This is a genomic window from Streptomyces olindensis (assembly GCF_040645895.1).
GTDB lineage: Bacteria > Actinomycetota > Actinomycetes > Streptomycetales > Streptomycetaceae > Streptomyces > Streptomyces olindensis.
In genome coordinates this window covers 1-23688 of sequence record NZ_JBEYZD010000027.1, presented here as the reverse complement: position 1 = coordinate 23688, position 23688 = coordinate 1, and the positions used below count along the sequence as shown (strand labels likewise).

General features: G+C 70.1%; 22 protein-coding genes. 19 read left to right on the top strand and 3 right to left on the bottom strand.

Going from position 1 to position 23688, the window contains the following annotated elements; genetic code table 11:
* Positions 1-15 precede the first annotated feature (15 nt).
* From ABZ948_RS19210 to ABZ948_RS19160, 11 genes are all read left to right on the top strand, one after another.
* Positions 16-1353 carry a TadA family conjugal transfer-associated ATPase gene (locus tag ABZ948_RS19210; protein WP_359761019.1) on the top strand — a complete coding sequence of 446 codons (1338 nt, stop codon included), beginning with the start codon at positions 16-18 and terminating at the stop codon, positions 1351-1353.
* Between the two features lie 9 nt (positions 1354-1362).
* Positions 1363-2307 (top strand): type II secretion system F family protein, encoded by a 945-nt coding sequence (locus ABZ948_RS19205; RefSeq protein WP_359761018.1) that lies wholly within the window; start codon positions 1363-1365, stop codon positions 2305-2307.
* Between the two features lie 17 nt (positions 2308-2324).
* On the top strand, positions 2325-3212 hold the full coding sequence (locus ABZ948_RS19200) for a DUF5936 domain-containing protein (RefSeq protein WP_359761016.1): 888 nt from the start codon (positions 2325-2327) through the stop codon (positions 3210-3212).
* 480 nt (positions 3213-3692) lie between these two features.
* Positions 3693-5117 (top strand): sensor histidine kinase, encoded by a 1425-nt coding sequence (locus tag ABZ948_RS19195; RefSeq protein ID WP_435857532.1) that lies wholly within the window; start codon positions 3693-3695, stop codon positions 5115-5117.
* A gap of 25 nt (positions 5118-5142) precedes the next feature.
* Positions 5143-6102: a response regulator gene (locus ABZ948_RS19190; RefSeq protein ID WP_359761014.1), complete on the top strand. Its 960-nt coding sequence runs from the start codon at positions 5143-5145 to the stop codon at positions 6100-6102.
* A gap of 145 nt (positions 6103-6247) precedes the next feature.
* Positions 6248-6481 (top strand): hypothetical protein, encoded by a 234-nt coding sequence (locus tag ABZ948_RS19185; protein WP_359761012.1) that lies wholly within the window; start codon positions 6248-6250, stop codon positions 6479-6481.
* Complete coding sequence (locus ABZ948_RS19180; protein ID WP_359761010.1) at positions 6478-7104, top strand: pilus assembly protein TadG-related protein; 627 nt, start codon at positions 6478-6480, stop codon at positions 7102-7104. The genes ABZ948_RS19185 and ABZ948_RS19180 overlap by 4 nt, the downstream gene beginning before the upstream one ends.
* A 16-nt stretch (positions 7105-7120) precedes the next feature.
* On the top strand, positions 7121-7702 hold the full coding sequence (locus ABZ948_RS19175) for a hypothetical protein (protein ID WP_359761009.1): 582 nt from the start codon (positions 7121-7123) through the stop codon (positions 7700-7702).
* A gap of 8 nt (positions 7703-7710) precedes the next feature.
* Entirely contained in the window at positions 7711-8364 is a 654-nt protein-coding gene (locus ABZ948_RS19170; protein WP_359761007.1) for an OmpA family protein, read from the top strand.
* Positions 8365-8554: 190 nt separating this feature from the next.
* The gene (locus ABZ948_RS19165; protein ID WP_359761005.1) at positions 8555-11107 is read left to right on the top strand and encodes a hypothetical protein; all 2553 of its coding nucleotides are present in this window, start codon (positions 8555-8557) and stop codon (positions 11105-11107) included.
* Positions 11108-11152: 45 nt separating this feature from the next.
* Positions 11153-12472, top strand: coding sequence for a hypothetical protein (locus tag ABZ948_RS19160; protein WP_359761003.1), 1320 nt, complete (start codon positions 11153-11155; stop codon positions 12470-12472).
* Between the two features lie 74 nt (positions 12473-12546).
* Here the strand turns inward: ABZ948_RS19160 and ABZ948_RS19155 are convergent, their stop codons facing one another.
* Complete coding sequence (locus tag ABZ948_RS19155; protein WP_359761001.1) at positions 12547-12930, bottom strand: DUF192 domain-containing protein; 384 nt, start codon at positions 12928-12930, stop codon at positions 12547-12549.
* 70 nt (positions 12931-13000) lie between these two features.
* Entirely contained in the window at positions 13001-13372 is a 372-nt protein-coding gene (locus ABZ948_RS19150) for a RidA family protein (protein WP_435857531.1), read from the bottom strand.
* A gap of 204 nt (positions 13373-13576) precedes the next feature.
* Here ABZ948_RS19150 and ABZ948_RS19145 point away from each other — a divergent pair, with 204 nt between their 5' ends.
* The 4 genes from ABZ948_RS19145 to ABZ948_RS19130 all read left to right on the top strand — a co-directional run bounded on the left by ABZ948_RS19145 (position 13577) and on the right by ABZ948_RS19130 (position 16527).
* Positions 13577-14455 (top strand): LLM class flavin-dependent oxidoreductase, encoded by an 879-nt coding sequence (locus tag ABZ948_RS19145; RefSeq protein ID WP_359760997.1) that lies wholly within the window; start codon positions 13577-13579, stop codon positions 14453-14455.
* Positions 14456-14526: 71 nt separating this feature from the next.
* A complete protein-coding gene (locus ABZ948_RS19140; RefSeq protein ID WP_359760995.1) occupies positions 14527-14988 on the top strand; it encodes a GNAT family N-acetyltransferase in 462 nt (153 codons plus the stop codon).
* Positions 14989-15051: 63 nt separating this feature from the next.
* Positions 15052-15621, top strand: a complete 570-nt coding sequence (locus ABZ948_RS19135; protein WP_359760993.1) for a nucleoside deaminase — start codon at positions 15052-15054, stop codon at positions 15619-15621.
* A 108-nt stretch (positions 15622-15729) separates the two neighbouring features.
* Positions 15730-16527 (top strand): class I SAM-dependent methyltransferase, encoded by a 798-nt coding sequence (locus ABZ948_RS19130; RefSeq protein WP_359760991.1) that lies wholly within the window; start codon positions 15730-15732, stop codon positions 16525-16527.
* Between the two features lie 19 nt (positions 16528-16546).
* Here the strand turns inward: ABZ948_RS19130 and ABZ948_RS19125 are convergent, their stop codons facing one another.
* Positions 16547-17752: a winged helix DNA-binding domain-containing protein gene (locus ABZ948_RS19125; protein WP_359760989.1), complete on the bottom strand. Its 1206-nt coding sequence runs from the start codon at positions 17750-17752 to the stop codon at positions 16547-16549.
* A gap of 777 nt (positions 17753-18529) precedes the next feature.
* On the opposite strand from ABZ948_RS19125, the gene ABZ948_RS19120 reads away from it, so the two are divergent.
* The 4 genes from ABZ948_RS19120 to ABZ948_RS19105 all read left to right on the top strand — a co-directional run bounded on the left by ABZ948_RS19120 (position 18530) and on the right by ABZ948_RS19105 (position 23574).
* Complete coding sequence (locus ABZ948_RS19120; RefSeq protein ID WP_359760987.1) at positions 18530-19303, top strand: isoprenyl transferase; 774 nt, start codon at positions 18530-18532, stop codon at positions 19301-19303.
* A gap of 381 nt (positions 19304-19684) precedes the next feature.
* Entirely contained in the window at positions 19685-21010 is a 1326-nt protein-coding gene (phoH2, locus tag ABZ948_RS19115; RefSeq protein WP_359760985.1) for an RNA 5'-3' helicase PhoH2, read from the top strand.
* A 418-nt stretch (positions 21011-21428) separates the two neighbouring features.
* On the top strand, positions 21429-22118 hold the full coding sequence (locus ABZ948_RS19110) for an aggregation-promoting factor C-terminal-like domain-containing protein (protein WP_453073815.1): 690 nt from the start codon (positions 21429-21431) through the stop codon (positions 22116-22118).
* Between the two features lie 139 nt (positions 22119-22257).
* Positions 22258-23574 carry an AI-2E family transporter gene (locus tag ABZ948_RS19105; RefSeq protein WP_359760981.1) on the top strand — a complete coding sequence of 439 codons (1317 nt, stop codon included), beginning with the start codon at positions 22258-22260 and terminating at the stop codon, positions 23572-23574.
* Positions 23575-23688 lie beyond the last annotated feature (114 nt).

Genomic DNA, 23688 nt, shown 5'->3' with positions numbered 1-23688 from the left:
AGGAGCACCGGACTCATGAGCCTGCGAGCACGCATCAACACCCCCGAGGAGCACGGCAACCGGGGCGAGGACGGCCACATGGTCGCCTCCTACCGGGCCAAGCTCCTGGAGGAGATCGACCTCGCGGAGATGAGTTCGCTGGCCGCCGCCGAGCGCCGGGCCCGGCTGGAGCGGGTGCTCGGGCACATCATCAGCCGCGAGGGCCCCGTCCTGTCGACGGTCGAGCGCTCACAGCTGATCCGCAGGGTCGTCGACGAGGCCCTCGGCCTGGGCATCCTGGAGCCCCTTCTGGAGGACGCCTCCATCACCGAGATCATGGTGAACGGCCCGGACGCGATCTTCGTGGAGCGCGGCGGCCGGGTCGAGCAACTGCCCCTGCGCTTCGCCTCCAACGACCAGCTGATGCAGACGATCGAGCGGATCGTCTCGACGGTCAACAGGCGGGTGGACGAGTCGAACCCGATGGTCGACGCCCGCCTCCCGTCCGGGGAGCGCGTCAACGTCATCATCCCGCCGCTGTCCCTGACCGGCGCGACGTTGACGATCCGCCGATTTCCCCGCTCCTTCACCCTCCAGGAACTGATCGGCCTCGGCTCGCTCGACGAGCACATGCTGTACCTGCTGGCGGGCCTGGTGCAGGCGAAGTTCAACGTCATCGTCTCCGGCGCGACGGGCACCGGCAAGACGACCCTCCTCAACGCGCTCTCCGGCCTGATCCCCGAGGGCGAACGCATCATCACCATCGAGGACTCGGCCGAACTCCAGCTCCAGCAGCCCCACGTCATCCGCCTGGAGTCGCGGCCCCCGAACGTCGAGGGCAAGGGCCAGGTCACGATCCGCGACCTGGTCCGCAACTCCCTGCGCATGCGGCCCGACCGGATCGTCGTCGGTGAGGTCCGCGGCGGCGAGTCCCTCGACATGCTCCAGGCGATGTCCACGGGCCACGACGGCTCGCTCGCCACCGTCCACGCCAACAGCGCGGAGGACGCGCTGATGCGGCTGCAGACCCTCGCGTCCATGTCGGACGTGGAGATCCCCTTCGTCGCCCTGCACGACCAGATCAACAGCGCCGTCGACGTCATCGTCCAGCTGACGAGGTTCGCGGACGGCGCCCGCCGCATCACCGAGATCGCACTGATGGACAGCCACGGCAGCGACCCGTACCGCCTGGTCACGGTCGCCCGCTTCCACGCGCAGCCCATGTCGGCCGACGGCCGCATCTACGGCGGCTTCGAGCACTACCCCCTCCCACGCCGCACCGCCGACCGCCTGTACATGGCGAGCCAGCCCATCCCGCAGGCCTTCGGCATCGCCGGGTCCGCGGACCAGCTAGCCACCCGAGAAGCCAGGTAGGACCGACCGATGGATCTGCAATCGCTCATCACGCTCACCACGGGCATCACCCTGCTGACGTGCGTCCTCGCGGTCGCCGGCCTGCACTCCTACGCCACGGGCAAGGCACAGCGGCAGGCGCTCGTCGACCGCCTGTCCGCCACCGGCCGGCTCCCGGCCGCCGGCCGCCGCCGCCACTTCCGGGGCATCGACCGCCGCCTGCGCCGCACCAAGCCCGGCAGGAAACTGGAACTCCGCCTGGCGGCGACCGGCCTGGACATCACGCCGGGTGAGTTCTTCGTCTACATGCTGGCGACGGTCGCGGGCCTGTGGCTGATCGGCCAGGCGGCACTGGCACCGTTCTTCGGACCGCTGGCGGGCCTGCTGGGCATCGGGGTGGCGATCCAGTTCCTGAACTGGCAGCGGCAGAAGCGCATCGAGAAGTTCATCAACCAGCTCCCCGAGATGTCCCGGATCCTGGCGAACGCGACGCAGGCGGGGCTGGCGTTGCGTACGGCGATCGGGATGGCGGCGGAGGAGATGGAGGCCCCGGCGGGCGAGGAACTGGGCAAGGTGTCGGCGCAGCTGGCGGTCGGCGCCTCGATGGACGACGCGCTGAGCGAGATGGCGGACCGACTCCCGTCCCGTGAACTGGTCGTCCTCGTCACCACGCTGGTGCTGTCCAACCGGGCGGGCGGCCAGGTGGTGAGCGCCCTGCGGAACCTCACGGAGACGTTGGAGGAGCGGAAGGAGACGCGGCGGGAGGTCCGGACGCAATTGTCGCAGGTGAACATGACGTCGTACGCGGTCCCCGTACTGGGCGTGGGCTCCCTGTTCCTGATGGACGGGGTGAAGGACGGCGCCCTGGACCGCATGACCGGCTCCCCCTTCGGCCAGGCGGCGGTCATCATCGCCTTCTCGCTCTACGCCGTCGGCTTCGTCCTCATCCGCCGCCTGTCCCGCATCGACGTCTGAGAAGCACGGAGGCAACCATGGGACTGCTTCTCGCCCTGCTGGTGGGTATCGGCGTCTGGGGCGTCTTCGCCGGCATCCGCATGTACCGCGCCGAGGCCAAACTCCCCGGCGACCTCGCGCTCGCCCTGGAGGTCGGCTCCACGCGCACCGGCGCGGTCGACTCGCTCATCGACCGCATGGGCATGCGGTACGCCCCCGCGGTGCTGCGCCTGATGGGCCCCAAACAGGTGGCGAAGTACCGCCGCAAGATCGACCTGGCGGGCAACCCGGGCGGTCTGACGATCGACCGCTACGCGGCGCGGCGGGCGGTGTACGGGGCCCTGGGCGGCGTCGGCTTCCTGGTGTTCCTGATGAGGGGCCAGCTCCTGGTGGCGCTCCTCCTGCTCGCCTTCGGGGCGTTCTGGACGGAGGTCGGCATCTGGTCGGCCATCCGCATCCGCAAGGACGTCATCGAACGGACCCTGCCGGACTTCCTGGACGTCCTGGCCGTCGTGGTGAGCGCGGGCCTCGGCTTCCGCCAGGCCCTGGACCGGGTCGCGTCCAAGTACGAGGGCCCCTGGGCGGACGAACTCCGCATCACCCTGCGCCAGATGGACCTCGGCATGAGCCGCCGCCAGGCCTTCGCGGAACTGCGACGGCGCAACGACTCGGAGCAGGTCGCCATGTTCGTGACGGCGTTGCAGCAGGGTGAGGAACTGGGCGCGCCGATCGTCGACACGCTGGTGGCCCTCGCCAAGGACATGCGGCGTACGGATGCCCAGAACGCCAGGAGGAAGGCGGCTCGGGCGGTCCCCAAGGCCACGATGATGATCACGACCTTCATGGTCCCGGCCACGATGCTCCTCCTCGGCGCGGGCCTGATCCTCGGCTCGGGCACGGACTTCGGCTCGGTGACGGGGAAGTAGGGGAGGGGGCGACAGCACATGTCGATGACAGGGGAACGCAGCGGACTGCTGGGCCGTCGCCGCCGCGCCGGTAGGACACCGGAGATCACGACGCCCCCGGCGGGCACGGTCCTGCCGGCACACGCCCGCACGGGCGCGTCGGACGTCCCGGTGACGTCCGTGACACCCGCGCTGCCGCCGGGCTGGGAGGCGGTGGGCGGTGAGCCGACACCGCGGATCGAAGGGGGAGAGGACGGGGGCGGCGATCGGGACGGGGCGGGGCCGCGAGCGACTGGGCCGGCTGTGCTTGGGGTGGCTGTGCCCGGCGTGGCTGTGCTCGGGGTGGCTGTGCCAGGGCGGGGGCAGGTGGCGTCAGGCGGTCCGGAGGGGCAGGTGGCGTCAGGCCGTCCGGAGGGGCAGGTGGGGAACGGCGGTCGGGAACGCGAGGCCGGCGTCGGGCCGGAAGGACCTGCGAACGGCCTGTCAGCCGTCGACGGGGCGGTGCCCACCCTCCACGGCTCGGTGCCCACCGTCCACGGCTCGGTGCCCACCGTCCACGGCTCGGTGCCCACCGTGCCACCGCTGCCCGCACAGGGACCCCCGGCACCCGTCGACGAGAGCCGCACGGGCAGTATCGACGGAAACCCGGCGCCGGCCGAAGGCCAGGCCACCGCCGCTTCCCCCAACCCCGCGATCGGCATCCAGGTCAACGCCCTCCAGGCCATGTGCCGCCAGGTCTTCGGCTTCCGCCTGGCCATGATCGCCCTCGCCACCCCCACCGCCCTCGTCAACGCCAACCCCGGCCTCCCCACCCGCCTCGTCGGCGCGGCCGTCGTCGTGACCTTCATGACCTCCTACGTCCTCTTCAGGGACTGGGAACGCTTCGGCCCTCTCCTCCTCCGCCACCCCACCCTCCTCGCGGCGGACACCCTCTTCGGCGCTCTGCTCCTCATCTCCGCGGGCCCCGACAGCACCCTGGCCTACGTCAGCGTCTGCACCCCCCTCCTCGCCGGCCTGGTCTACGGCTGGCGAGGCGCGGCCGTCTTCGCCTCCCTCCAGGCCCTGCTGCTCCTCCTCATCCACGCGGCACAGGAGAACCCGCACCCAGGCCTGGCCGAGTCGTCGCTCCTCCCCGGACTCTGCGTCATCGCCGGGGCCGTCGGCTCCAGCCTGCGCAACCTCATGCTCCGCTTCGGCGCCGCCACCCAGGCCCTCACCACCGTCCAGGCCCGCCTCGCGGTGACCGAAGCGGTGAGCGCCGAACGCGCCCGCTTGGCCCGCGAGATGCACGACTCGGTCGCCAAGACCCTGCACGGCGTGGCGTTGGCAGCGGACGGCCTCGCAGGCTCGGCGGGAGCCGACCGCATCGATCCGGCCCTGATCAGACAACAGGCGGCCCTGGTCGCCCGATCTGCCCGCCGGGCCGCTGCGGAGTCCCGGGAACTGCTGGCCGACCTGCGCCGCGAGTCGGACCCCGCTCAAGCCACCGACGTCCTGGTCGAACTCGCGGCCCGCACACGCGACTTCAGCACCCGCACCGGCTTGACCGCCGTATACCACCCCACCGGCGACCACGCCGTACCGCCCGTCCCGCCGGCTGTGGCCCGCCAGCTCCTGACCATCGCCTCGGAAGCCATGGAGAACGCCCACCGCCACGCGGGACCGACCCGCGTGGACGTCCACGCGGGCGTCCACGGCGACCTGCTCCACATCAGCGTCCACGACGACGGTCGCGGCCTCCCTCCGGGCACCACCCTCGAACACCTCCGCCGCGCGGGCCACTTCGGGCTCGTCGGCATGGTCGAACGCGCCGCCTCGGTGGGCGCCCGGATCCGTATAGGCCGAGGCGACCACGCCAAGGGCACGGAGGTCCGCCTGGAACTCCCCCTGGCGGCCCTGACCGCACCCACCGCACCCACCGCATGACCCCACGACCCGAGAGGAGGCCCTGATGCCGGACCCCACCGCACACCACCCCGGCGCACGCCGTCAGCCGCCGCCACCACCCCAGAACCCGTTCGCCGCACCGCCGGCACACCGCCTCCGGGTCGTCGTGGCGGACGACAACCCCGTGGTCCGGGCCGGCCTCACCGCCCTGCTCTCCGGCCGCGCGGACATCGAGGTCGTGGCGGAGGCCGCGGACGGCCGTCAGGCCTGTGAGGCAGCGCAACAGCACCGTCCGGACGTCGTCCTCCTCGACGTCCGCATGCCCGGCCTGGACGGCATCTCGGCCCTCCCGTACCTGGTGCGGATCGCCTCGGTCGTGATGCTGACGTACAGCAGGGAGTCGGAGATCGTCCAGGAGGCCCTGCGCCGGGGAGCGGGCGGCTACTTGGTCCACGGCGAGTTCACCGCCGACCAACTGGTCGAGGCGGTACGGGACATCAAGGAGGGCCGGGCTCACTTCACGTCCACGGCGGCGAGCGCCCTCCTGGCCCAGCTCCGCAGCCACCAGGCCCCGCCGGACCAGGCGCTCCCCGACGGCCTGGGCCAGTCGTCAAGTGCGACTGCATACGGAATAACTTCCTCCGCGCAGCCGCATATCCACCCCCAAACACTCTCTCAACCAGCGGATTTACCCGTCCACCCCGCGCCGCTCACTTCCACTTCTTCAGAAAACCTTTCGCAGGTGCAACCGAATGTGGGACAGTCTTCGTCTGGGTGGGGGAGTGGCCGTCCGGTCGCTCCCGACAGGTCGCGGTTCCAACTGAGCACGAGGGAGGCGGAGATCATGGACCTCATCGCGTCCGGCATGAACAACCAGCAGATCGCCGCCGCGTGCTTCATCAGCGAGAAGACGGTCAAGAACCACATCAACCGGATCTTCGCCAAACTGCACAGCACCAGCCGCTCCGAGGCCGCCGCGAAATGGATCGGCACGGCACCGGACTCACACCGAGGGCTGAGGTGACTTTCGGTGACGGGTTGGGGGGACAGCCGGATGGGCCTGCACGATTGGGCCCGGAATTGGGCCCTGGGGCCCTCCGGCGGACAGCACGTTCCGCCGTACGTTCCTCGTGTCGAAAGCGCCACAGCCGCAACCGGAGGGGAACGCCATGAGCGACCTGATGCTGAAGACCGCCGTCGCGACCAAGGTCCGTGTGAACGGCTGGAAGAACACGACGACCGAGGCGATGAAGCGCCGCGCCGGCGACAAGGGGCAGACGGCGGTCGAGTATCTGGGCATCATCGCGGTGGTGGTGGCGATCGTGCTGGCGATCACGGGTACGGACATTGGGCAGACGATCCTCGACAAGATCAAGGCACAGGTTGCCAAGGTTGCCCCTTGACGCGGACTCGCAGGTACGGCGATTCAGGGCAGGCTTTCCCCATCTACATCACGGTGGTGGGAAGCCTGCTCTTTCTCGCGTTCGCATACTTCGCGGTCGGCCAGGCGGCAGCCAATCGGAACGGTGCGCAGACGGCTGCCGATGCGGCGGCTCTCGCAGCAGCGCAGGACCGGCGGGACCAACTCGCGGATGCGTGGGTGAAGGAACTGCTCGATCCGACCAAGTGGGAGCAAATCTTCGAGGGAAATGCAGAAGGGCTCACCCCTTCGTGCTGGCGTGCGCACCAGTTGGCCGCACAGAACGATGCCCAGATCGCCGGTGCTGGTTGCGTACCCGATGGTCCCTTGGGGTTCACGGTCGAGGTCGAGACGAACAAGTCCGTAGGAGAATCCATCGTCCCCGGCACGGAGCAGCAGCAGGCCAATGCGACCGCCACTGCGGTGATCGAGCGTCTGTGCACCTTCGAGCTCCCGGGCGAAGGCGGCGATGACGAAGCGCTGCCTGCGCTCACCTGTGAGGACGACAGGGAATGGGACTTGGACGTGGATGATCCCGAACTACTTCCGAAACCTGAGGATCTCTTCGACGTCCACCTGGCCGAACCACAAGCGAACAACGAGTGATGAAGGAAGCAGAGAGATGAGCATTCGGTTCACTGCGAAGGCCCGCAGGGGGATGGTCGCACTGACCGTTGCGACTGGTTTGGCCCTCGGTGTGGCCGGTTGCGGCGGCGGTGGTAGCGACGACAAGAAGCCCGAGAAGTCGGCATCCGCCTCCAAGGACAACGGATCCAAGCCGAGTGCCCAGGAGGAGACGTCTTCCGAGCCGCTGGCCGAGTTGAAAGGTCCGCAGGGACTCTTCCTTCAAGTCACTTCTGCCGCCCGTGACTCCGGTGGATTCATCACAGTGAACGGCAACTTGAAGAACGACGGTTCGGAGACAGTGGTCGTCCCTTCGAATCTGAGCGGCAACGAAACCGAGATCATCAAGAACGGCAGCTCACTGGGCGGCGCCACGCTGGTGGACTCGAAGGGCAAGAAGCGCTACTACGTCCTTCGTGACACGGACGGCCGCCCCCTCACCACAACAGGCTTGCCCACCCTGAAAGCCGGCGAATCGGTACCGGTGTTCATGCAGTTCCCGTCTCCGCCGACCAGCACCACTGAAGTCGGCTTGCAGCTTCCGGGCTTCCCCACCGCCACCATCACGATCTCCGGGTGAGGCCTTCCATGACCGTCACCCGCACTCCAGCCCTGGTGGGAACACCCCGCCTCGCCCTGACCCTCACCGCAGCCACCCTCATGGTTGCCGCGAACCTTTTCGGAGCGGTGTCGGCCCACGCCGAAGACGGCCCCAGCGTGCCCCCAGGGACCGAGGCGACCGCCACCGCACCCGTCGAACTCGACCCGAACGACCCTGACCTGAAGATCCCGGACGGCGCCACCCTCGCCACCCCCAAAGTCCTCGACATCAAACAGGTCGTCGAAGACCAAAGCGGTGACGAACGCCGCGAAGACACCAACGCCGACGTCAAGTTCGCCCTCCAGGCCGAGGTCCTCTTCGGCAAGGACAGCGCGAAACTCAGCGCAGAGGCGAAAGCCCGTATCTCCGCGATCGCCGAGGAGATCAAGACGCAGAACGCGACGAAGATCCGCGTCTTCGGCTTCACGGACAACCTCGGCTCCTCCGCCCACGGCGACGTCCTGTCCAAGAAACGCGCCGACGCCGTCCAGAACATCCTGGACCAGGAACTGAACGACTCCAACGTCACCTACGAGGTACGCGGCTACGGCGAGCAGTACCCGATCTCCGACAACTCCACGGAGTCCGGCCGCAAGAAGAACCGCCGGGTCGAGGTCTCCTTCCCCCGCTCGGAGAGTTGAGTCACCACCGACCCACCTGAGGCCCGTCTCGCGCCACCGTCGGCGAGGACGGGCCCCGCCGTGACCGTGCCCCCCCTGCGCTTCACGTGGGCCCAGGGTTGGGGCCACGGGCCCATGCGTGCCTGATCGTCTTTTCTTAGCCTCGGCCTGGTGTCCGCCTTGAACTGCTGCTTACGAGCCGAGGTCAAGCATGTCCCCTGCCGGTGACCACATACCCCCGAGTGGAACGTGGGGTGCACACAACAGTCCGTCCTGGGACCGGCGTTCGCCGTTTCCGAGGGAACTGGGCTGGGCGCAGGCGCTGCTGTGGGTGCAGTTCGCGCTGACGGCGCTGTACGCGGTCACCGTGCTGTCGGTGGTGTCGTACTACTCCGGCGAGATCTTCGGGATCCTGGTGTACGACTCGCTGCCCGGCGCGGCCGGAGTCTGCCTGGCCCGGCACCTGTGGCGGGGCGGGGTGTGGACGAGCCGCGCACTGATCGCCGTACAGGCGTGGATCGTGTGGCTGTCGTTGGGCACGCTGTCGCACGGTGATCCGCGGGGAATCACGCAGGCGGCGATGCCGGTGGCGGTGATCGTACTGTTGTGCCGGACCAGGTCGCGGGAGTGGTTCGCGCTCCCGCCCGAGGAGCGGGAGCAGCGCCGGGAGTTCAGTCTGGCGAGGATGATCCGCTGGCAGCGGGACGAGGGCCAGACCGCGGTGGAGTACGCGGGGCTCGTCGCGGTGGTCGCCGCCATCATCGTCGCGCTGTCGGTGGGCGGGCTCGGCGGGCGTATCTCCGACGGCGTTCAGTCGGCGGTCTGCTCGGTGACGGGCATGGCCTGCCCCGCGTCGCAGGGCGACGGTACGGAGACCGGTGCGGCAGACGGCGGCGACCGGCAGGGCGGCGGTTCGGACACCGACACCGCGGACGGCACCGGCACCGGCCCCGGCGGGGTGGACGACGGTACCGGTACGAGCCCGGGCGCCGATTCCCGCGGCCGGGAAGGCGCGGACGGCGATGGCGGAGCAGACACCCGGGGCGGTTCGGGTGGTACCGACGGCGGCGGCAGATCCGCTTCGGCCCAGATCATCACCTATGACGGCGCGGGGGCGAACGACACCGTACCGCTCGCTCCGGGCCCCTTCGACCAGAGGTCGCTCTGGGACGACGTACATGACCAGGAGCGCCACGACGAGACGTTCATGGACCATGTCCGTGGCTTCTTCGTGGCGCCGACCAAGAGCTTCCTGGCCGGCACGATGGACGTCGTCGACGACCCGGTCGGCTCGATCAAGGACAGCTGGAACGGCCTGAAGGGCTACACGACCGGCTGGTGGGGCGACAAGGCCGGCGAACTGGGCAAGGAGTGGGACAAGGGAAACCACGTCTCCTCCGTGTGGGGCTGGATCAACTCGCCCGAGGACTTCGTGTCCGATCTGGCGAGCGACACGCTCGTCGACAAGGAGAACTGGGAGAAGGGCAACTACGGCGCCTCCATCGGCAACACCCTCGTCGGTGTCGTCGGCGTGTTCAGTCCGAAGACCATCACCAAGTTCACCAAGTTCAAGGATCTGGCCGAGGTCGGCGCATCCCTCGACAAGGCGGCTGAAGCGGCCGAGAAGGCGCGCGAGGCAGCGAAGACGGGCGACGCCGACGCCGCACGCAGGGCGGCGGACGACGCGGACGAGGCCGCCGACGACGCCCGGAAGAAGGCCAGGGCGTCCGGCTGCACTCTCTCCGCCCCCCGCCCCACTGTCCCGTATGGCCCCGGCCTCACCGGCTCTCCCGGTACCGGTACGACGGTCATCGCGGCTGGCGGATCCCCGTACGTCATCCTCGCTGAGGGAGGCTGCGACGACGAAGTAGAGCAGCAGGCTCGGGACGCTCGCGAGCAAGCCGACGAGGCCGACCGGATCGCCGACGGAGCCGAGCTGGCGGATCGTCAGGATGCCGCCAAGAAGGCACTCGAGGACGAAGGCGTCCAGCACGCGCCGAGGAAGATCGACGAGTTCGTTCAGCGGGCGCAGGACGACCCGGACCCGGACAAGAAGGAGATCGGCAAGGCGGATGTGGCCAGGGCGCTGGACGACATCGCGAAACTGGCCGGCACGAAGAACGTTTCCAAAGAGGCACGTTCGTCGCTGACCAGCAAGGTCACGAACGCCAAGAACATTGACGAACTCAGCCAGGCACGGGCTGAGCTGAACGCGGTCCAGCGAGCCGCCGACAACGAGGCGGCCCCCGGCACGGCGGTGCACACCGCTGTCGGTAGGGACTTCGGCAAGGAGGACATCGATCTCGGCAACGGCGAATCGGTGAACATCTCCGAGATCAACGACGCCGACGTCCTCTACAAGGGCACGGACGGCAAGGTCCACGCCGTGGAGGTCAAGAACACGGGGAACGCCACCATCAAGGCCGACTTCGAACGCCAGATCGAGGACCTGGCCGAGTGGCAGGGCAAGGTCGGCGCGGGAAGGGCGACCCGCGTCGAGATCGAGACCACCGAGAAATGGACCAACATCTTCAGCGGATACAAGAGCGGAAAACGGGACGGTGTCAAGTACAAGCCTCAAGGCACACCGGCCGGAACGATGGCGAAGAACGGGGTGCCGGTACGTATCGCCGGCACGGACATATCCCCGAGCCGGCTGAAGCGGATGGAGGCGGAGATCCAGGCCCGGAAGCAGGCAGGCTCCATGGATTGGTCCAGGATGAAGACCCCGCAGGATGCGATGGATTACCTGGGCGTCTCGTGAAGCTGACGCATCGGGATTCCGTCGGGCGCGAACGGAGAACGACTGGTGGACGTCTACCTGCTGCCCGCTGCCATGCGGCAGCTGCCACCGCCTTGGAACGACCTGACATACCGCAGATCGCAGACCCTGGAGGAACTCGCGCCCACGGAGGAGAGACGCGAGCAGGCTCGGCATGTGCTGCGTGTCTGCCTGCCCGAGCGACGGCAGAGCGTGCACGACTGGGACGAGGAACTGCGGGACTTCTATGACGACCGCGATGATCACACGCTGGACGAGGCAGACGCCTGGCTGACCCGGATCATGCCGACCACGTCCCACGTCACCCGGCAAAGAGTGGCGCAGGTGGTCGGTGTGTGGGCCGACATGAGGATCCCCACGGTGTCCGCGCCACCGACAGAGCAGCAGATCGACACCGTGGCGGCGGAATGGGCCGCCTCCGTGCGGCAGGCGCTGGCGCACGACGCCTTCGCCTTCATCGAGCGTGCGACCGTTTCCGGATCGCTGAGCGATCCGGAGATGCAAGACATCGCGCTGCTCGCGCGTGGGTTCACGCGGGTGGGCCTGGCGGCGGAGGCGGCGGTGCGCGTGCTGGTTTCGCTCGGCCGTCCACGGGGCGAAGACGCTTTGCTGGATCTCGTACGCGACGCCGAGGTCCAGGATCTCCGGCCGTTTGTGCGTTCCCGGCTTCTCAGGCTGCGCCGTTCGCTGTACGAGACTCGGGTCCGCGAAGTTCCCCGGGACGAGAGGCCTCTGCTCCCCGACGGGCTGCGGAACCTTCCCCATTCCTGGCGGAACGACTTCGCCTGGGGAGCGACCGCGCCGGACGGCAAGAGCCTTACCCGGGCGCGTTCGGCACTGGAGGCTTCTCTGGCTGTCGAACGCGCGCCGGGCGTCGGGCGGTCGTACGGCGGCGCACCAGTGGACTGGGACGCCATGGCCGAGGTCGTGCGTGCCCTGATGCCGTACCCACGGCTGGTCACTCGCGAGCGGATGAACGAGGCGTGGCACGAGTGCGAGTCGCTGGGGTTCGACCTGCGCGGCACGGACGCCGAGTCCTTCGCCGGGGTTTGGTGCGCGAGGATCGCGGACCGGGTCACCGCCGCCGTCTTCCGCTGGCTCGCGGATCTCCCACATGTGGAAGGGGTGGACGGCCACAAGGAACCGGAAGCTCTGTCGACGCCGGCCGTCTGGGCGGCCGCACTCGCGGAGCGGTCTGTCCGGCGCGGTAGCGCGGTCGAGGAGGCCATCTGGTTCCTCCACCGCACAGATGACGTGCCGGACAGCCGTGAGGCCCTGCTGCGACTTGCCTCCGACCCGAGCCTGCCGACCACGGCGAGGGAGGTCGCGCGGCAGTGGACGGTATGACGCCTCCCCCTGCAGCGACTCGGTGCTCCCCTGGCCAGCCCCCGGTGATCGCGCATCCCGGGATGCCTGCCCGCCTACCCTCCACCCGCGGCGACGACGACCTCCACCCGCGCCCCTTCCCGCACCCCCCACTCACCCATCGCCCCGGCCCGCGCCTCCACCACGTGCCGAGCCCGCAGCCGAGGCATTCCCAACCGTCCCGGCACCATGGTGCGCACGGCGATGACACGCAGGTGGCGGTCGAGATAGGCGACGTCGATCGGCATCCGCATACGAAAGGTGTGCACGCTGTTGGCCGGGGACAGCAGAATCGCCCCCTCGACGGAGTCCCGGCCCAACAGCCCTTTCGTACGGGCCCGGTAGGAGGCGGCGATCTCCAACGGCACGCGCACGCCCGGCGCCCCGTCGCTCCCGCGCACGACCAACTCCCCACGCCCGTCCCGCCACTGCCGCCCCATCCGGACCCCTTACCGCCGTGCCGCCGATTGCCCGAACCCTAGGCCCCTGGCCACACGCCGAGTCTCCTGCCTACGGCTTCGCGTCGAGACGTACGAGCGCTCCGATCTCGACGAGTTGGTCCGGCAGTGCCAAGTCGGAGATTCCCATGACCGTGCTCGCGGGCCGGTGCTCTCCGAAGTATTCGGCGTGGAGGCGTGCTGTCGTGTCGAAGTTCTCCCGCAGGTTTCTCACCAGCACCGTGGTCTCCATTATCTGGCTACGCTCGGCCCCGAACTGCCTCAGCACCAGGTCCAGATTCTCCAGCGTGGTTCGGACCTGCAGTTCGAAGTCGCCCGCACCCACGAAGTTGCCGTGGCCGTCATGGGACAGCTGCCCTGACACGTAGACCGTGTCACCGACCTGGGTGGCCTGGCTGTAGCCGTACAACGACTCCCATGGCATTCCGAAACCGAATGACTTCACCTGAGAACTCATGAACCACTTCCTCTTGGTAGTGCGTGGGGCCGTCTGTCCGCAGACAGGCTCCTTTTCCGCAGAAGTTACAGGCTCGTACAAACGGTGTTTGTCCGGCAGCGAAGCCGAAGTGTTCCCCGCGCGCACAGAATTGGCTTGCCCGTCTGTTCCCCCTCCGGTTAGGAAGGGTGGATGACCGGACTCGGCGCTGTCTTCCGTCCCCAACTCGCCCCCGAACGCCTCCACTCTGTGGCCCGACTCGCCGACGAGACCGGCCTCGAGGAGCTCTGGCTCTGGGGAGACTGTTTCCGCGAGGGCGGCGTCTCCACCGCCGCCGCCGCGCTCGCGTGGACCGAGCGGGTGCGGGTCGGGGTCGGGCTGTTGCCCGTGCCGTTGCGGAACGTCGCCATCACCGCCATGGAGATCGCCTCGCTGCACCGGATGTTCCCGGGGCGGGCGATCGTCGGCGTGGGGCATGGAGTGCAGGACTGGATGGGGCAGGTCGGTGCCCGTGTCGAGTCGCCGGTGACCTTGTTGCGGGAGCATCTCGTCGCGCTGCGCGCCCTGCTGGGCGGGGAGCGGGTGACGACCGACGGGCGGTACGTCAGGCTCGACGACGTCGGGCTCGACTGGCCGCCGGAGGGCGGCGGGAGCGGCGTGCTGACCGGGGCCACCGGGCCGCGTTCGCTGCGGCTCACCGGAGAGGCCGCCGACGGGACCATCCTCACCGCCGGGACCAACGCGGAGGGCGTGCGGGAGGCGCTCCGGCTCGTCCAGGAGGGCCGGGAGGCCGCCGGGCGGGGGGACGGGCCGCACCAGGTCGTCGTCTACCTCCTCGCCGCCACCGGGGCCGACGCGGACGCCCGGCTGCGTGCCGAGCTGGTCGCCGAGGGGCTGGAGTCCGTTCCGGACCTCGGTGTCGCCGGGGACGCGAGGGCCGTCGCCGAGGCCGTGGAGAGGCTGGCCGAGGCCGGGGCCGACAGCGTGGTGCTCCAGCCCACCGGTGACGAGCCCGACCCGGAGGGGTTCGTACGGTTCGTGGCGGAGGAAGTGCGTCCGCTTGTTCCCTGAGGGGTGCTGGTTGTTCCCTGAGGGGTGCTGGGAGAAGGCCGGTTGTCAGTGGCTGCTGCCACACTCCGGGCATGAGCGATGACGACGTGGACGTCCGGCTGCGCGACGTGGTGGAAGCCGACCTGGAGTTCTTCCTGGCCTACGAGCACGAGCCGGAAGCCGTGCGCCGGTCGAGGTTCACTCCCCGGCCGCGTGAGGCGTTCCTGCGGCACTGGAAGACCAGAATCCTCGTCGACGACACCTGCTTCGTGCAGACCGTCACCGTGGACGGCGCCGTCGCGGGCAGCATCGTCGCCTGGTGGGACGGGGACCGCCGCTTCATCGGCTACTGGCTGGGACGCCCGTACTGGGGACGCGGCATCGGGAGCAGGGCCCTGGGCCTCTTCCTGGAGAAGGAGGAGAACCGGCCCCTGTACGCCGATCCCTTCAGCGGGAACACCGGCTCCATCCGTCTCGTCGAGAAGCACGGCTTCCGCCGCACCGGCACCGTCCGGCACGGCGAGGACGACCATGTCCTGCTCGTCCTCGACTGACCGCCGGAGCCGGCCGCCGGAGAGCCGGTCGCCGGAGATCGGGACGCCGGAGAGCGGGGCGCTGTGACGGGACATCCCAGCGCGCTGCCCCAGCCCTGGCAGCTGCCCTTCGAGCTCGCCTGGGAGGCCCTGCGGGCCGGCAGCCGGCCGGTCGGCGCGGTCCTCGTCGATGCCGACGGGCGCGTCGTCGCCACCGGGCGCAACCGGAGCGAGGAGACCACGGCCCCGCCGGGGCAACTCGCCGGTACGGCCATCGCGCACGCCGAGGTCAACGCGCTCGCCCAGCTGCCGACCGGCGCCCGCGCCGACGACGGCCTACGGCTGTACACGACCCTCGAACCCTGCCTGCTGTGCAGCGGCGCGCTGATGCACAGCCACGTCCGGCAGGTGGTCTACGCCGCGGCTGATCCGATGTGGCGCGGCGTCGAGAACGTGCCGGGGGTGGGCGGGCTCGTCGCCGAGCGGTGGGCCCGCCGGGAGGGGCCCGTCGGAGGACCGCTCGCCGCCTTCAGCCGGCTCCTGATGGACAGCTGGACGATGGCCCGTGCCGCCGCCCCCGCCGCGCCCGGCCCCGACCTCCTCGACGCCCCCACCGTCCACGCGGCCTACGCGGCCCTCCTGCCGCACCTCTGACCGGCGGCCATCCCCCCCCGACGACCACCCCCGACCACCGACAAGATGCCGTCCGTCCGACCGCCTGACCGACCGTCCGTCCGACCGACAAGGAGAAGTGCCGTTCCCATGCAGGAGCAGCAGAACCCGCACCCCCACCACCGCACCTTCGAAGACCTCGTCGGTGAAGGTGCCTCCGCGCCCACGGAAGGCTGGGACTTCTCCTGGTTCGAAGGACGGGCGACCGAAGCCCGGCCCTCCTGGGGGTACGCCGTGTCGATGGCCGAGCGGCTGGGCCGGGCGGGCGCCGTGCTCGACGTCCAGACCGGGGGTGGCGAGGTGCTGGACTTCGCCCTCGTCAGGGCCCCGCAGCGGCCCCCGCTGACCGTCGCCACCGAGGGCTGGCCGCCGAACGTCGCCAAGGCGACCGCGCTGCTCCGTCCGCGCGGAGTCGCCGTCGTCGCCGTCCCGGAGGACGATCCGCTGCCCTTCGCCGACGGCGCCTTCGACCTGGTCGTCAGCCGCCACCCCGTGCGACCGCACTGGCCCGAGATCGCCCGCGTCCTGCGGAGCGGAGGAACGTACTTCGCCCAGCACGTCGGCCCGAGCAGCGTCTTCGAACTCGTCGAGCACTTCCTCGGGCCCCAGCCGGACGAGGTGCGCGGCGCCCGCCGTCCCGAGCGTGAGCGCGCCGACGCCGAGGCCGCCGGGCTGGACGTCGTCGATCTGCGGGCGGAGCGGCTGCGCATGGAGTTCCACGACATCGGGGCGGTCGTGCACTTCCTGCGCAAGGTGGTGTGGATGGTCCCCGGCTTCACCGTCGAGGCGTACGAGCCGCAACTCCGCGCGCTGCACGAGCTGATCCGGGCGGAAGGACCCTTCGTCGCCCACAGCACCCGCCACCTCTTCGAGGCACGCAAGCCGTAGACACCGGGCGGCCCGCGCATCACGCGTGCGGCCCCACCGTCACCTCTCCCACCACCAGTTCCGCCGTAGCCTCCAGCACTTCCCCCACCCGCTCCACCTGCCCGGCCAGCTCCCTCTCCTGCCGTGCCGTCAGCCGGTCGAGCGGTTCGACCGTGACGGTCGTACGACGGCCCCGGCGCCGCTGGTGCCACACCCCGGCCACCACCCCGTCCACCAGCAGCACGGGATGGTTGCCCGCCTGGCCGCCCGCGAGGGCCCGCTGGTACGCCCTGCCGGGGAACAGCCGCTCGCGGGGCTGCGCGGCGACGACGTACGCGTCGAAGTACGGCAGCAGCCGCACGCCCCGCGCGGGCCCTTCGGGGAACTCGGTGTCACCCGCCGCCACCCACGCCGGCGTCCCCTCGAAGTCGACCGCTTCGACAGCGCCCCCGGCGGCCAGCTCACGGAACAGGTCGGCGGCCCAGCCGGGCGGTGCCCCCAGCCACCTCGCGAAGTGCTGCGGGGTGGCCGGACCGTAGGCGTGCAGATAGCGGCCGACGAAGTGCCGGAACACCTCCGCGGCGTCCGTCCGCCGCCCGGCGTCCGTCCGCCGCCCGGCGTCCGTCCGCCCTCCGGCGTACGGCGGCCGCGTGTACGTCGTCCTGCGTCCACGGTTCGGGCCGAAGCACAGCGTCCCGGCCCAGCCCGCCCGGTGCAGCACCTGCCGCCAGCGCGGCCACAGGTCCTGGAACGCCGGCATCACCCGGTCCCCGGCCCACGGGCCCGTGCGGGCCACGACCTCCTCGGTCAGCTCGTCGACGGTCAGGCACCTGCCGTCGAGCGCGTCCCCGATCGCCGCCACGACCTGCTCGGCCTGCTCGTCGGTGAGCCGCACCTCGGGCGGGAACGGACTCGGCCCGACCGGAACCGCGCTCAACGCGGCCGACCAGAGGGGGAGTTCCCGCGCCGGGAGGAGATGGACCGTGCCGCGCGGGCCGTACGTCTTGACCAGGGACCGCTCCTCCCAGAGCGCGGCCCGTACGTCCGCCCGCGTCACCCCGCTCGCCCGCATCCCGACCGACACCTCGGCCGCGGACGGCACCTGCGCGTGCGCGCCCGCCATCGCGCCGACCACCTCGGCGACGACGTCGGCGGCCGATGTGCCGCCGTCGGCCGGTCTGGCCAGGAACTGCCGCTCCATCCGCCGCGCGCTCGCGGCGTCCCATGTGATCCTCGCGGTCGTCATAGGGCGACGCTAGACCTCGAAGAGGACAGATTCTGTCCTCTTCCAGCCTGATCTGTCGTGAGGCCGCGACTCACCCGTTTCACCCCCTCACCTTGCGCATCTTCCGACGAGCTTTTTCACATCGTTATCGCCGGCGGCTCGCCTCCTCGCCGCCGCTCACGTAAGTTCAGACCAAGGTAATTCGCGCAAGCAAAGCTGCGCGGGCCGTACCGCGCAGTGGAGGGGGCTGCGCGGTGCCGGGGCCTCCGGGTCGGGCCGGGGCGGGGCCTGCGTTGAGCGGCCGCCGGGGTCAAGCGGGTGTTCGCGGCCGGGGTCACCCGTCGGAGGGACGTCGGGACAAGTCGCCGAGCGGACCCCAAGATGCGGCAAATCCTCGCGATCCTGCCCCAGGGCCCACGATTCCCCTGCGCAGCGGCCTCTTTTCGGCCAGAGACGAGCCGGGAACGCCGGCTTCCGCGGCCACCGCGGCGTCGCCGGACGGCTCCGGAGAGTAGTTGTGGCACGCCGATGCACGCAGCATCACTCACGAAGGGTTATGGTGGAAACCCCCCCTCGGGCCGGTCCGTCTCCCCCCCACGGACCGGCCCGTTTCTTTTGTGCGCCGGGGGCGCATCGCGCCTCGGCCGGAACCTTTCGTTCCGCACCCGTTAACGGCCCGGGGCGCCGACGGGGGTAGGCTTCGCCCCCGGGGACTTCCAACGGGCAGGGACCGCCCGCGGCCACGACCGGGCCGCATGCCGCGGCCTGTCCGATCCGTACGGAGGGGCTGACAATCTCGTGAACCTGCGCGACAAGCTGCGCGGCCTGCTGGTCAGGCTGTACGCACGCCGGGTGGAAGGCCACCTGGACCACGCTCAGGTGCCCAAGCACATCGGCGTCATCATGGACGGCAACCGGCGCTGGGCGAAGGCGGCCGGATCCAGCACCGTCGACGGCCACCGGGCCGGGGCCGGGAAGATCGAGGAGTTTCTCGGCTGGTGCACCGAGACCGACGTCGAGGTCGTCACCCTCTGGCTGCTGTCCACGGACAACTTCGACCGGCCGCAGGAAGAGCTCGTCCCGCTGCTCGGCATCATCGAGGACGTCGTGCGCACCCTGGCCGCCGACGGCCGCTGGCGCGTGCACCACGTCGGCACGCCCGACCTGCTGCCGTCCGGGATGCAGACGGTCCTCAAGGAGGCCGAGGAGACCACCGCGCACGTCGACGGGATACTGGTCAACGTCGCCATCGGCTACGGCGGCCGCCAGGAGATCGCCGACGCCGTACGGTCCATGCTGCTCGACGCGCAGGACAAGGGCACCTCGCTGGAGGAGCTCGCCGAGGCCGTCGACATCGACATGATCGGGCGTCACCTCTACACGAGCGACCAGCCCGACCCCGACCTGGTGATCCGCACCAGCGGCGAGCAGCGGCTGTCCGGATTCATGCTCTGGCAGACCGCGCACTCCGAGTACTACTTCTGCGACGTGTTCTGGCCGGCCTTCCGCAAGGTGGACTTCCTGCGCGCCATGCGCGACTACGCGGCCCGCCACCGGCGCTACGGCGGCTGACGCACCCGTCGCGGGGCCTCGCGGACGCACGACGCCGCAGGTCGCAACCCCTCCCGGTACCCCTTCGAAGACGCGTGTAACACGGAGTTCACCGACCCGCCGTCATATGCCGTGGCATGGCGACGCTCGTTCGAGGGCATAAGCCAGTCAGGTCGACGCCCGAACCACGGGTGTCGGATCTCAGCGGACGGCACGGGGCCGTCCGCCCGGGAGGCCCTTTGCACCAGCCCGATCGTGCGGTCACAGCACGGACGAAGAGGCGGAGGGCCGGTTCTCGGCCCGCGCAGGGCGGCCGACGACCGGTCGGGATTTTTCCCACCCCTCCCGGCCCAGCTTCCACTCCGTCGCTCCCCGACCTCATCCGAGGGGGTACGTCCTTCCGTGGTGACCAGCACAAAGCGCCACAAGCCCGACCGGCGCACCTATGTTCTCGACACCAGCGTCCTGCTGGCCGACCCGAACGCCCTGAACCGCTTCGACGAGCACGAGGTCGTGCTCCCCATCGTCGTGGTGACGGAACTGGAGGCCAAGCGGAACCATCCCGAACTCGGCTACTTCGCCCGGCAGGCCCTGCGTCTGCTCGACGACTACCGGGTGCGGTACGGCCGCCTCGATGCCCCCATCCCGACCGGGGACCTCGGCGGAACCGTCCGTGTCGAGCTCAATCACTCGGACCCCAGCGTGCTGCCCAGCGGCTACCGCCTGGGGGACAACGACTCCCGCATCCTCGCGGTCGCCCGCAATCTGCAGGCCGAGGGGTTCGACGTCACCGTCGTGTCGAAGGACCTCCCGCTCAGGATCAAGGCGTCCTCCGTCGGACTCCTCGCCGAGGAGTACCGCGCGGAGCTCGCCATCACGGACTCCTCCGGCTGGACCGGAATGTCCGAACTGACCCTGTCCGGCGAGCAGGTGGACATCCTCTTCGAGGAGGGGCAGGTCCACGTCCCCGAGGCCGCCGACCTGCCGGTGCACACGGGTCTGATGATCCAGTCGGAGCGCGGCAAGGCGCTCGGGCGGGTCACGCCCGAGGGCAACATCCGGGTGGTGCGCGGGGATCGGGAGGCGTTCGGCATCAAGGGCCGCAGCGCCGAGCAGCGGATCGCGCTCGACCTGCTGCTCGACCCGGACGTCGGGATCGTGTCGATGGGCGGCCGGGCCGGCACCGGCAAGTCGGCGCTGGCGCTGTGTGCCGGTCTGGAGGCGGTGCTGGAGCGCCGTCAGCACCAGAAGGTGATGGTCTTCCGTCCGCTGTACGCGGTGGGCGGGCAGGAGCTCGGCTATCTGCCCGGTACCGAGGCGGAGAAGATGAGCCCCTGGGCGCAGGCGGTGTTCGACACGCTGTCGGCGGTCACCAGCCGGGAGGTCATCGAGGAGGTCACCGCGCGCGGGATGCTGGAGGTGCTGCCGCTCACGCACATCCGCGGCCGCTCGCTGCACGACGCGTTCGTGATCGTCGACGAGGCGCAGTCGCTGGAACGGAATGTGCTTCTCACCGTTCTGTCCCGGATCGGGGCCAATTCACGGGTGGTTCTCACCCATGACGTGGCCCAGCGGGACAACCTCAGGGTCGGCCGCTACGACGGTGTCGTCGCCGTCGTGGAGAAGCTGAAGGGGCATCCGCTCTTCGCGCACGTGACCCTGACGCGGTCCGAGAGGTCCCAGATCGCCGCCCTTGTGACCGAAATGCTCGAAGACGGGCAGATCTGACCGACCCACCCCAAGGAGGGGTGGTTACGCACGAGTTGGCGCCGTCCGGAAAGGCGAAGAGCCTAGCCGGGCGGCGTCTTCGCGTGTGGGTGTTTCTGTGAATCTCCAGCGTCAAACGGGATGTGAGCTTTCACACGCAACTCGGAATTGCCTTGCCCCATCGGGTTACGGCAGAGTCTCACTCCTGTCAGGCCCCGCATACGACACACCTGTACCCCCAGCGGTACGGCACCACAAAAGCAACAGCATCAACTGCATAGCGTCGTCGTATGCCGCCCGAGCACCACGCGGCACTCCCCCCGGGGAGTTGCCCACCGGGCCCGCGCCTCCCGTGACCCCGCAGTTGGGGAGGCCAGTGCCAGGGGCACGATTGCGTCCGCGAGGGTCACCGAAGCGGGCGATGCTGGAAGGAAACCGTGTGAGCCGGATCTCGGTCCGGGGATTCGCAGTGGCCTCGGCCACGGCGGTCACCGCTGTCGGAAGCGTCGTCGGCGTTGCCTCGGGCAGCACCGCGCAGAACAACGACGCCGAAGCGACGGCAAGCGGCGCCACGCTGCTCGCGGACATCCCCGCGGGCCAGCAGGCCCAGGTGCAGACCGCGTCCCTGACGCAGCAGGCCGACGCACAGGCCATCGCCGCGGACGCGAGCGCGAAGAAGGACGCCGAGGAGGCCGCCCGCAAGGCTGCCGCCGAGACGGCCATCGCCAAGAAGGAAGCCGCCGAGAAGGCGGCCAAGGAAGCCAAGGAGCGCGCGGAGGCCAAGGAAGCGGCCAGCCGTTCCAAGGACATCTCCGACTTCCCCGTCGCGACCTCCTACACCATCGCCCAGATCCAGGCGATGGCGCGGCAGATGGTGCCGGCGGGTCAGTTCCAGTGCTTCAGCAACATCGTGGACCACGAGTCCGACTGGAACTACAAGGCGGTCAACCCCTCCTCCGGGGCCTACGGCATGTTCCAGGCACTGCCCGGCTCCAAGATGTCGTCCGTCGGCGCCGACTGGCGGACCAACCCGGCCACCCAGATCAAGTGGGGCCTGAACTACATGAACGACCGCTACGGCAGCCCCTGTGACGCCTGGTCGTTCTGGCAGGCCAACAACTGGTACTGAGCCGACCGGCCCCCGGGCCGATCCTCTCCTTCCCGCGAGCCCCGCACCGTCGTACGGTGCGGGGCTCGCGGCCATGTACGGTCGGACGCGGACGACTTCGGGCGGAGTGGTGCGCGGAGACGGGGGAAAAGGACGGATCATGTCGCGAGTGCCAGGGTGGCTCGGCCGGCTCGGTGCCGGACTGACCGAGATGAGCGAGCGGTACAACGAACGCCGTGCCGCGGCCGAACGGGAGCGGGACGACATCGAGTCCCGGTCCCCGTCCGACGAGCACGTGCCACCGCCCCCGGACTACGCGCCCGACGTCCCGGCCCGCCCCGATCCCGCGCTCGCCGTGCCGTGGGGCGTGCGCGTCGCCGCCGAGGCCGGCTGGCGGCTGCTGGTCCTCGCGGGCACCCTGTGGGTGCTGATGCGGGTCATCAGCGCCGTCCAGCTCGTCGTGCTCTCCTTCGTCATCGCCCTGCTCATCACGGCGCTGCTCCAGCCGACGGTCGCGCGGCTGCGGCGGCACGGGGTGCCACGCGGGCCGGCCACGGCACTGACGGCGATCCTCGGGTTCGTCGTCATGGGCCTCATCGGCTGGTTCGTGACCTGGCAGGTCATGGAGAACATCGACGACCTCTCGGGCCAGATCCAGGACGGCATCGACGAGTTGCGGAACTGGCTGCTGAACAGCCCGTTCCACGTCACCGACAAGCAGATCAACGAGATCGCCAAGAACCTGCGCGAGGCGGTCGGCGCCAACACCGACCAGATCACCTCGGCGGGGCTGGAGGGCGTGACGGTCGTCGTGGAGGCCCTGACCGGGATCCTGCTGGCCGTCTTCTGCACGCTGTTCCTGCTCTACGACGGCAAGCGGATCTGGCAGTGGACGCTGAAGCTGGTCCCGGCGGCGGCGCGGCCGGGCGTGGCCGGGGCCGGGCCCGCGGCGTGGCGGACGCTGACGGCGTACGTGCGGGGCACGGTGATCGTGGCGCTGATCGACGCGATCTTCATCGGCCTCGGCATCTACTTCCTCGATGTGCCGATGGCCGTGCCGCTGGCCGTGTTCATCTTCCTGTTCGCGTTCATCCCACTGGTGGGTGCGGTGGTGTCCGGGGCGCTGGCGGTGGTCGTCGCGCTCGTCACCCAGGGAGTGTTCACGGCGGTCATGACGCTGGTGGTCGTGCTGGCGGTGCAGCAGATCGAGGGGCACATCCTGCAGCCGTTCATCCTCGGGCGGGCGGTGCGGGTGCACCCGCTGGCGGTGGTGCTGGCGGTGGCCTGCGGCGGGATGGTGGCCGGGATCGGGGGTGCGGTGGTCGCCGTGCCGCTGGTGGCCGTGACGAACACGGTCGCCGGGTATCTGCGGGCGTACTCGCGGGAGTCCGCGCTGCGCCACGCGGTGCGGCCGCGCGGGGCGACGGCGGTGGGGGCGGCGGAGCAGCCCGGCCCCTCCGAGGCGCCGCCGGAGTAGCGAGGGAAACGGAACAGGGTCCGCGCACGCGGCGGACGAGGACGACGAGGAGCCCGCGGAGGACGCCGGGGACGCGGAGGACGCCGGGGCCTCCTCCTGGGACGTGCAGCCCAC

Bases quoted from the DNA above. Each gene is read 5' to 3' on its own strand.
- ABZ948_RS19150 (WP_435857531.1), bottom strand. From the start codon at position 13,372: ATGCCATGGGAGTCGTTGTACGGCTACAGCCAGGCCACCCAGGTCGGT.
- ABZ948_RS19130 (WP_359760991.1), top strand. From the start codon at position 15,730: ATGCAGGAGCAGCAGAACCCGCACCCCCACCACCGCACCTTCGAAGAC.
- ABZ948_RS19200 (WP_359761016.1), top strand. From the start codon at position 2,325: ATGGGACTGCTTCTCGCCCTGCTGGTGGGTATCGGCGTCTGGGGCGTC.
- ABZ948_RS19170 (WP_359761007.1), top strand. From the start codon at position 7,711: ATGACCGTCACCCGCACTCCAGCCCTGGTGGGAACACCCCGCCTCGCC.
- ABZ948_RS19165 (WP_359761005.1), top strand. From the start codon at position 8,555: ATGTCCCCTGCCGGTGACCACATACCCCCGAGTGGAACGTGGGGTGCA.
- ABZ948_RS19175 (WP_359761009.1), top strand. From the start codon at position 7,121: ATGAGCATTCGGTTCACTGCGAAGGCCCGCAGGGGGATGGTCGCACTG.
- ABZ948_RS19155 (WP_359761001.1), bottom strand. From the start codon at position 12,930: ATGGGGCGGCAGTGGCGGGACGGGCGTGGGGAGTTGGTCGTGCGCGGG.
- ABZ948_RS19140 (WP_359760995.1), top strand. From the start codon at position 14,527: ATGAGCGATGACGACGTGGACGTCCGGCTGCGCGACGTGGTGGAAGCC.
- ABZ948_RS19105 (WP_359760981.1), top strand. From the start codon at position 22,258: ATGTCGCGAGTGCCAGGGTGGCTCGGCCGGCTCGGTGCCGGACTGACC.
- ABZ948_RS19190 (WP_359761014.1), top strand. From the start codon at position 5,143: ATGCCGGACCCCACCGCACACCACCCCGGCGCACGCCGTCAGCCGCCG.
- ABZ948_RS19210 (WP_359761019.1), top strand. From the start codon at position 16: ATGAGCCTGCGAGCACGCATCAACACCCCCGAGGAGCACGGCAACCGG.
- ABZ948_RS19145 (WP_359760997.1), top strand. From the start codon at position 13,577: ATGACCGGACTCGGCGCTGTCTTCCGTCCCCAACTCGCCCCCGAACGC.
- ABZ948_RS19205 (WP_359761018.1), top strand. From the start codon at position 1,363: ATGGATCTGCAATCGCTCATCACGCTCACCACGGGCATCACCCTGCTG.
- ABZ948_RS19125 (WP_359760989.1), bottom strand. From the start codon at position 17,752: ATGACGACCGCGAGGATCACATGGGACGCCGCGAGCGCGCGGCGGATG.
- ABZ948_RS19185 (WP_359761012.1), top strand. From the start codon at position 6,248: ATGAGCGACCTGATGCTGAAGACCGCCGTCGCGACCAAGGTCCGTGTG.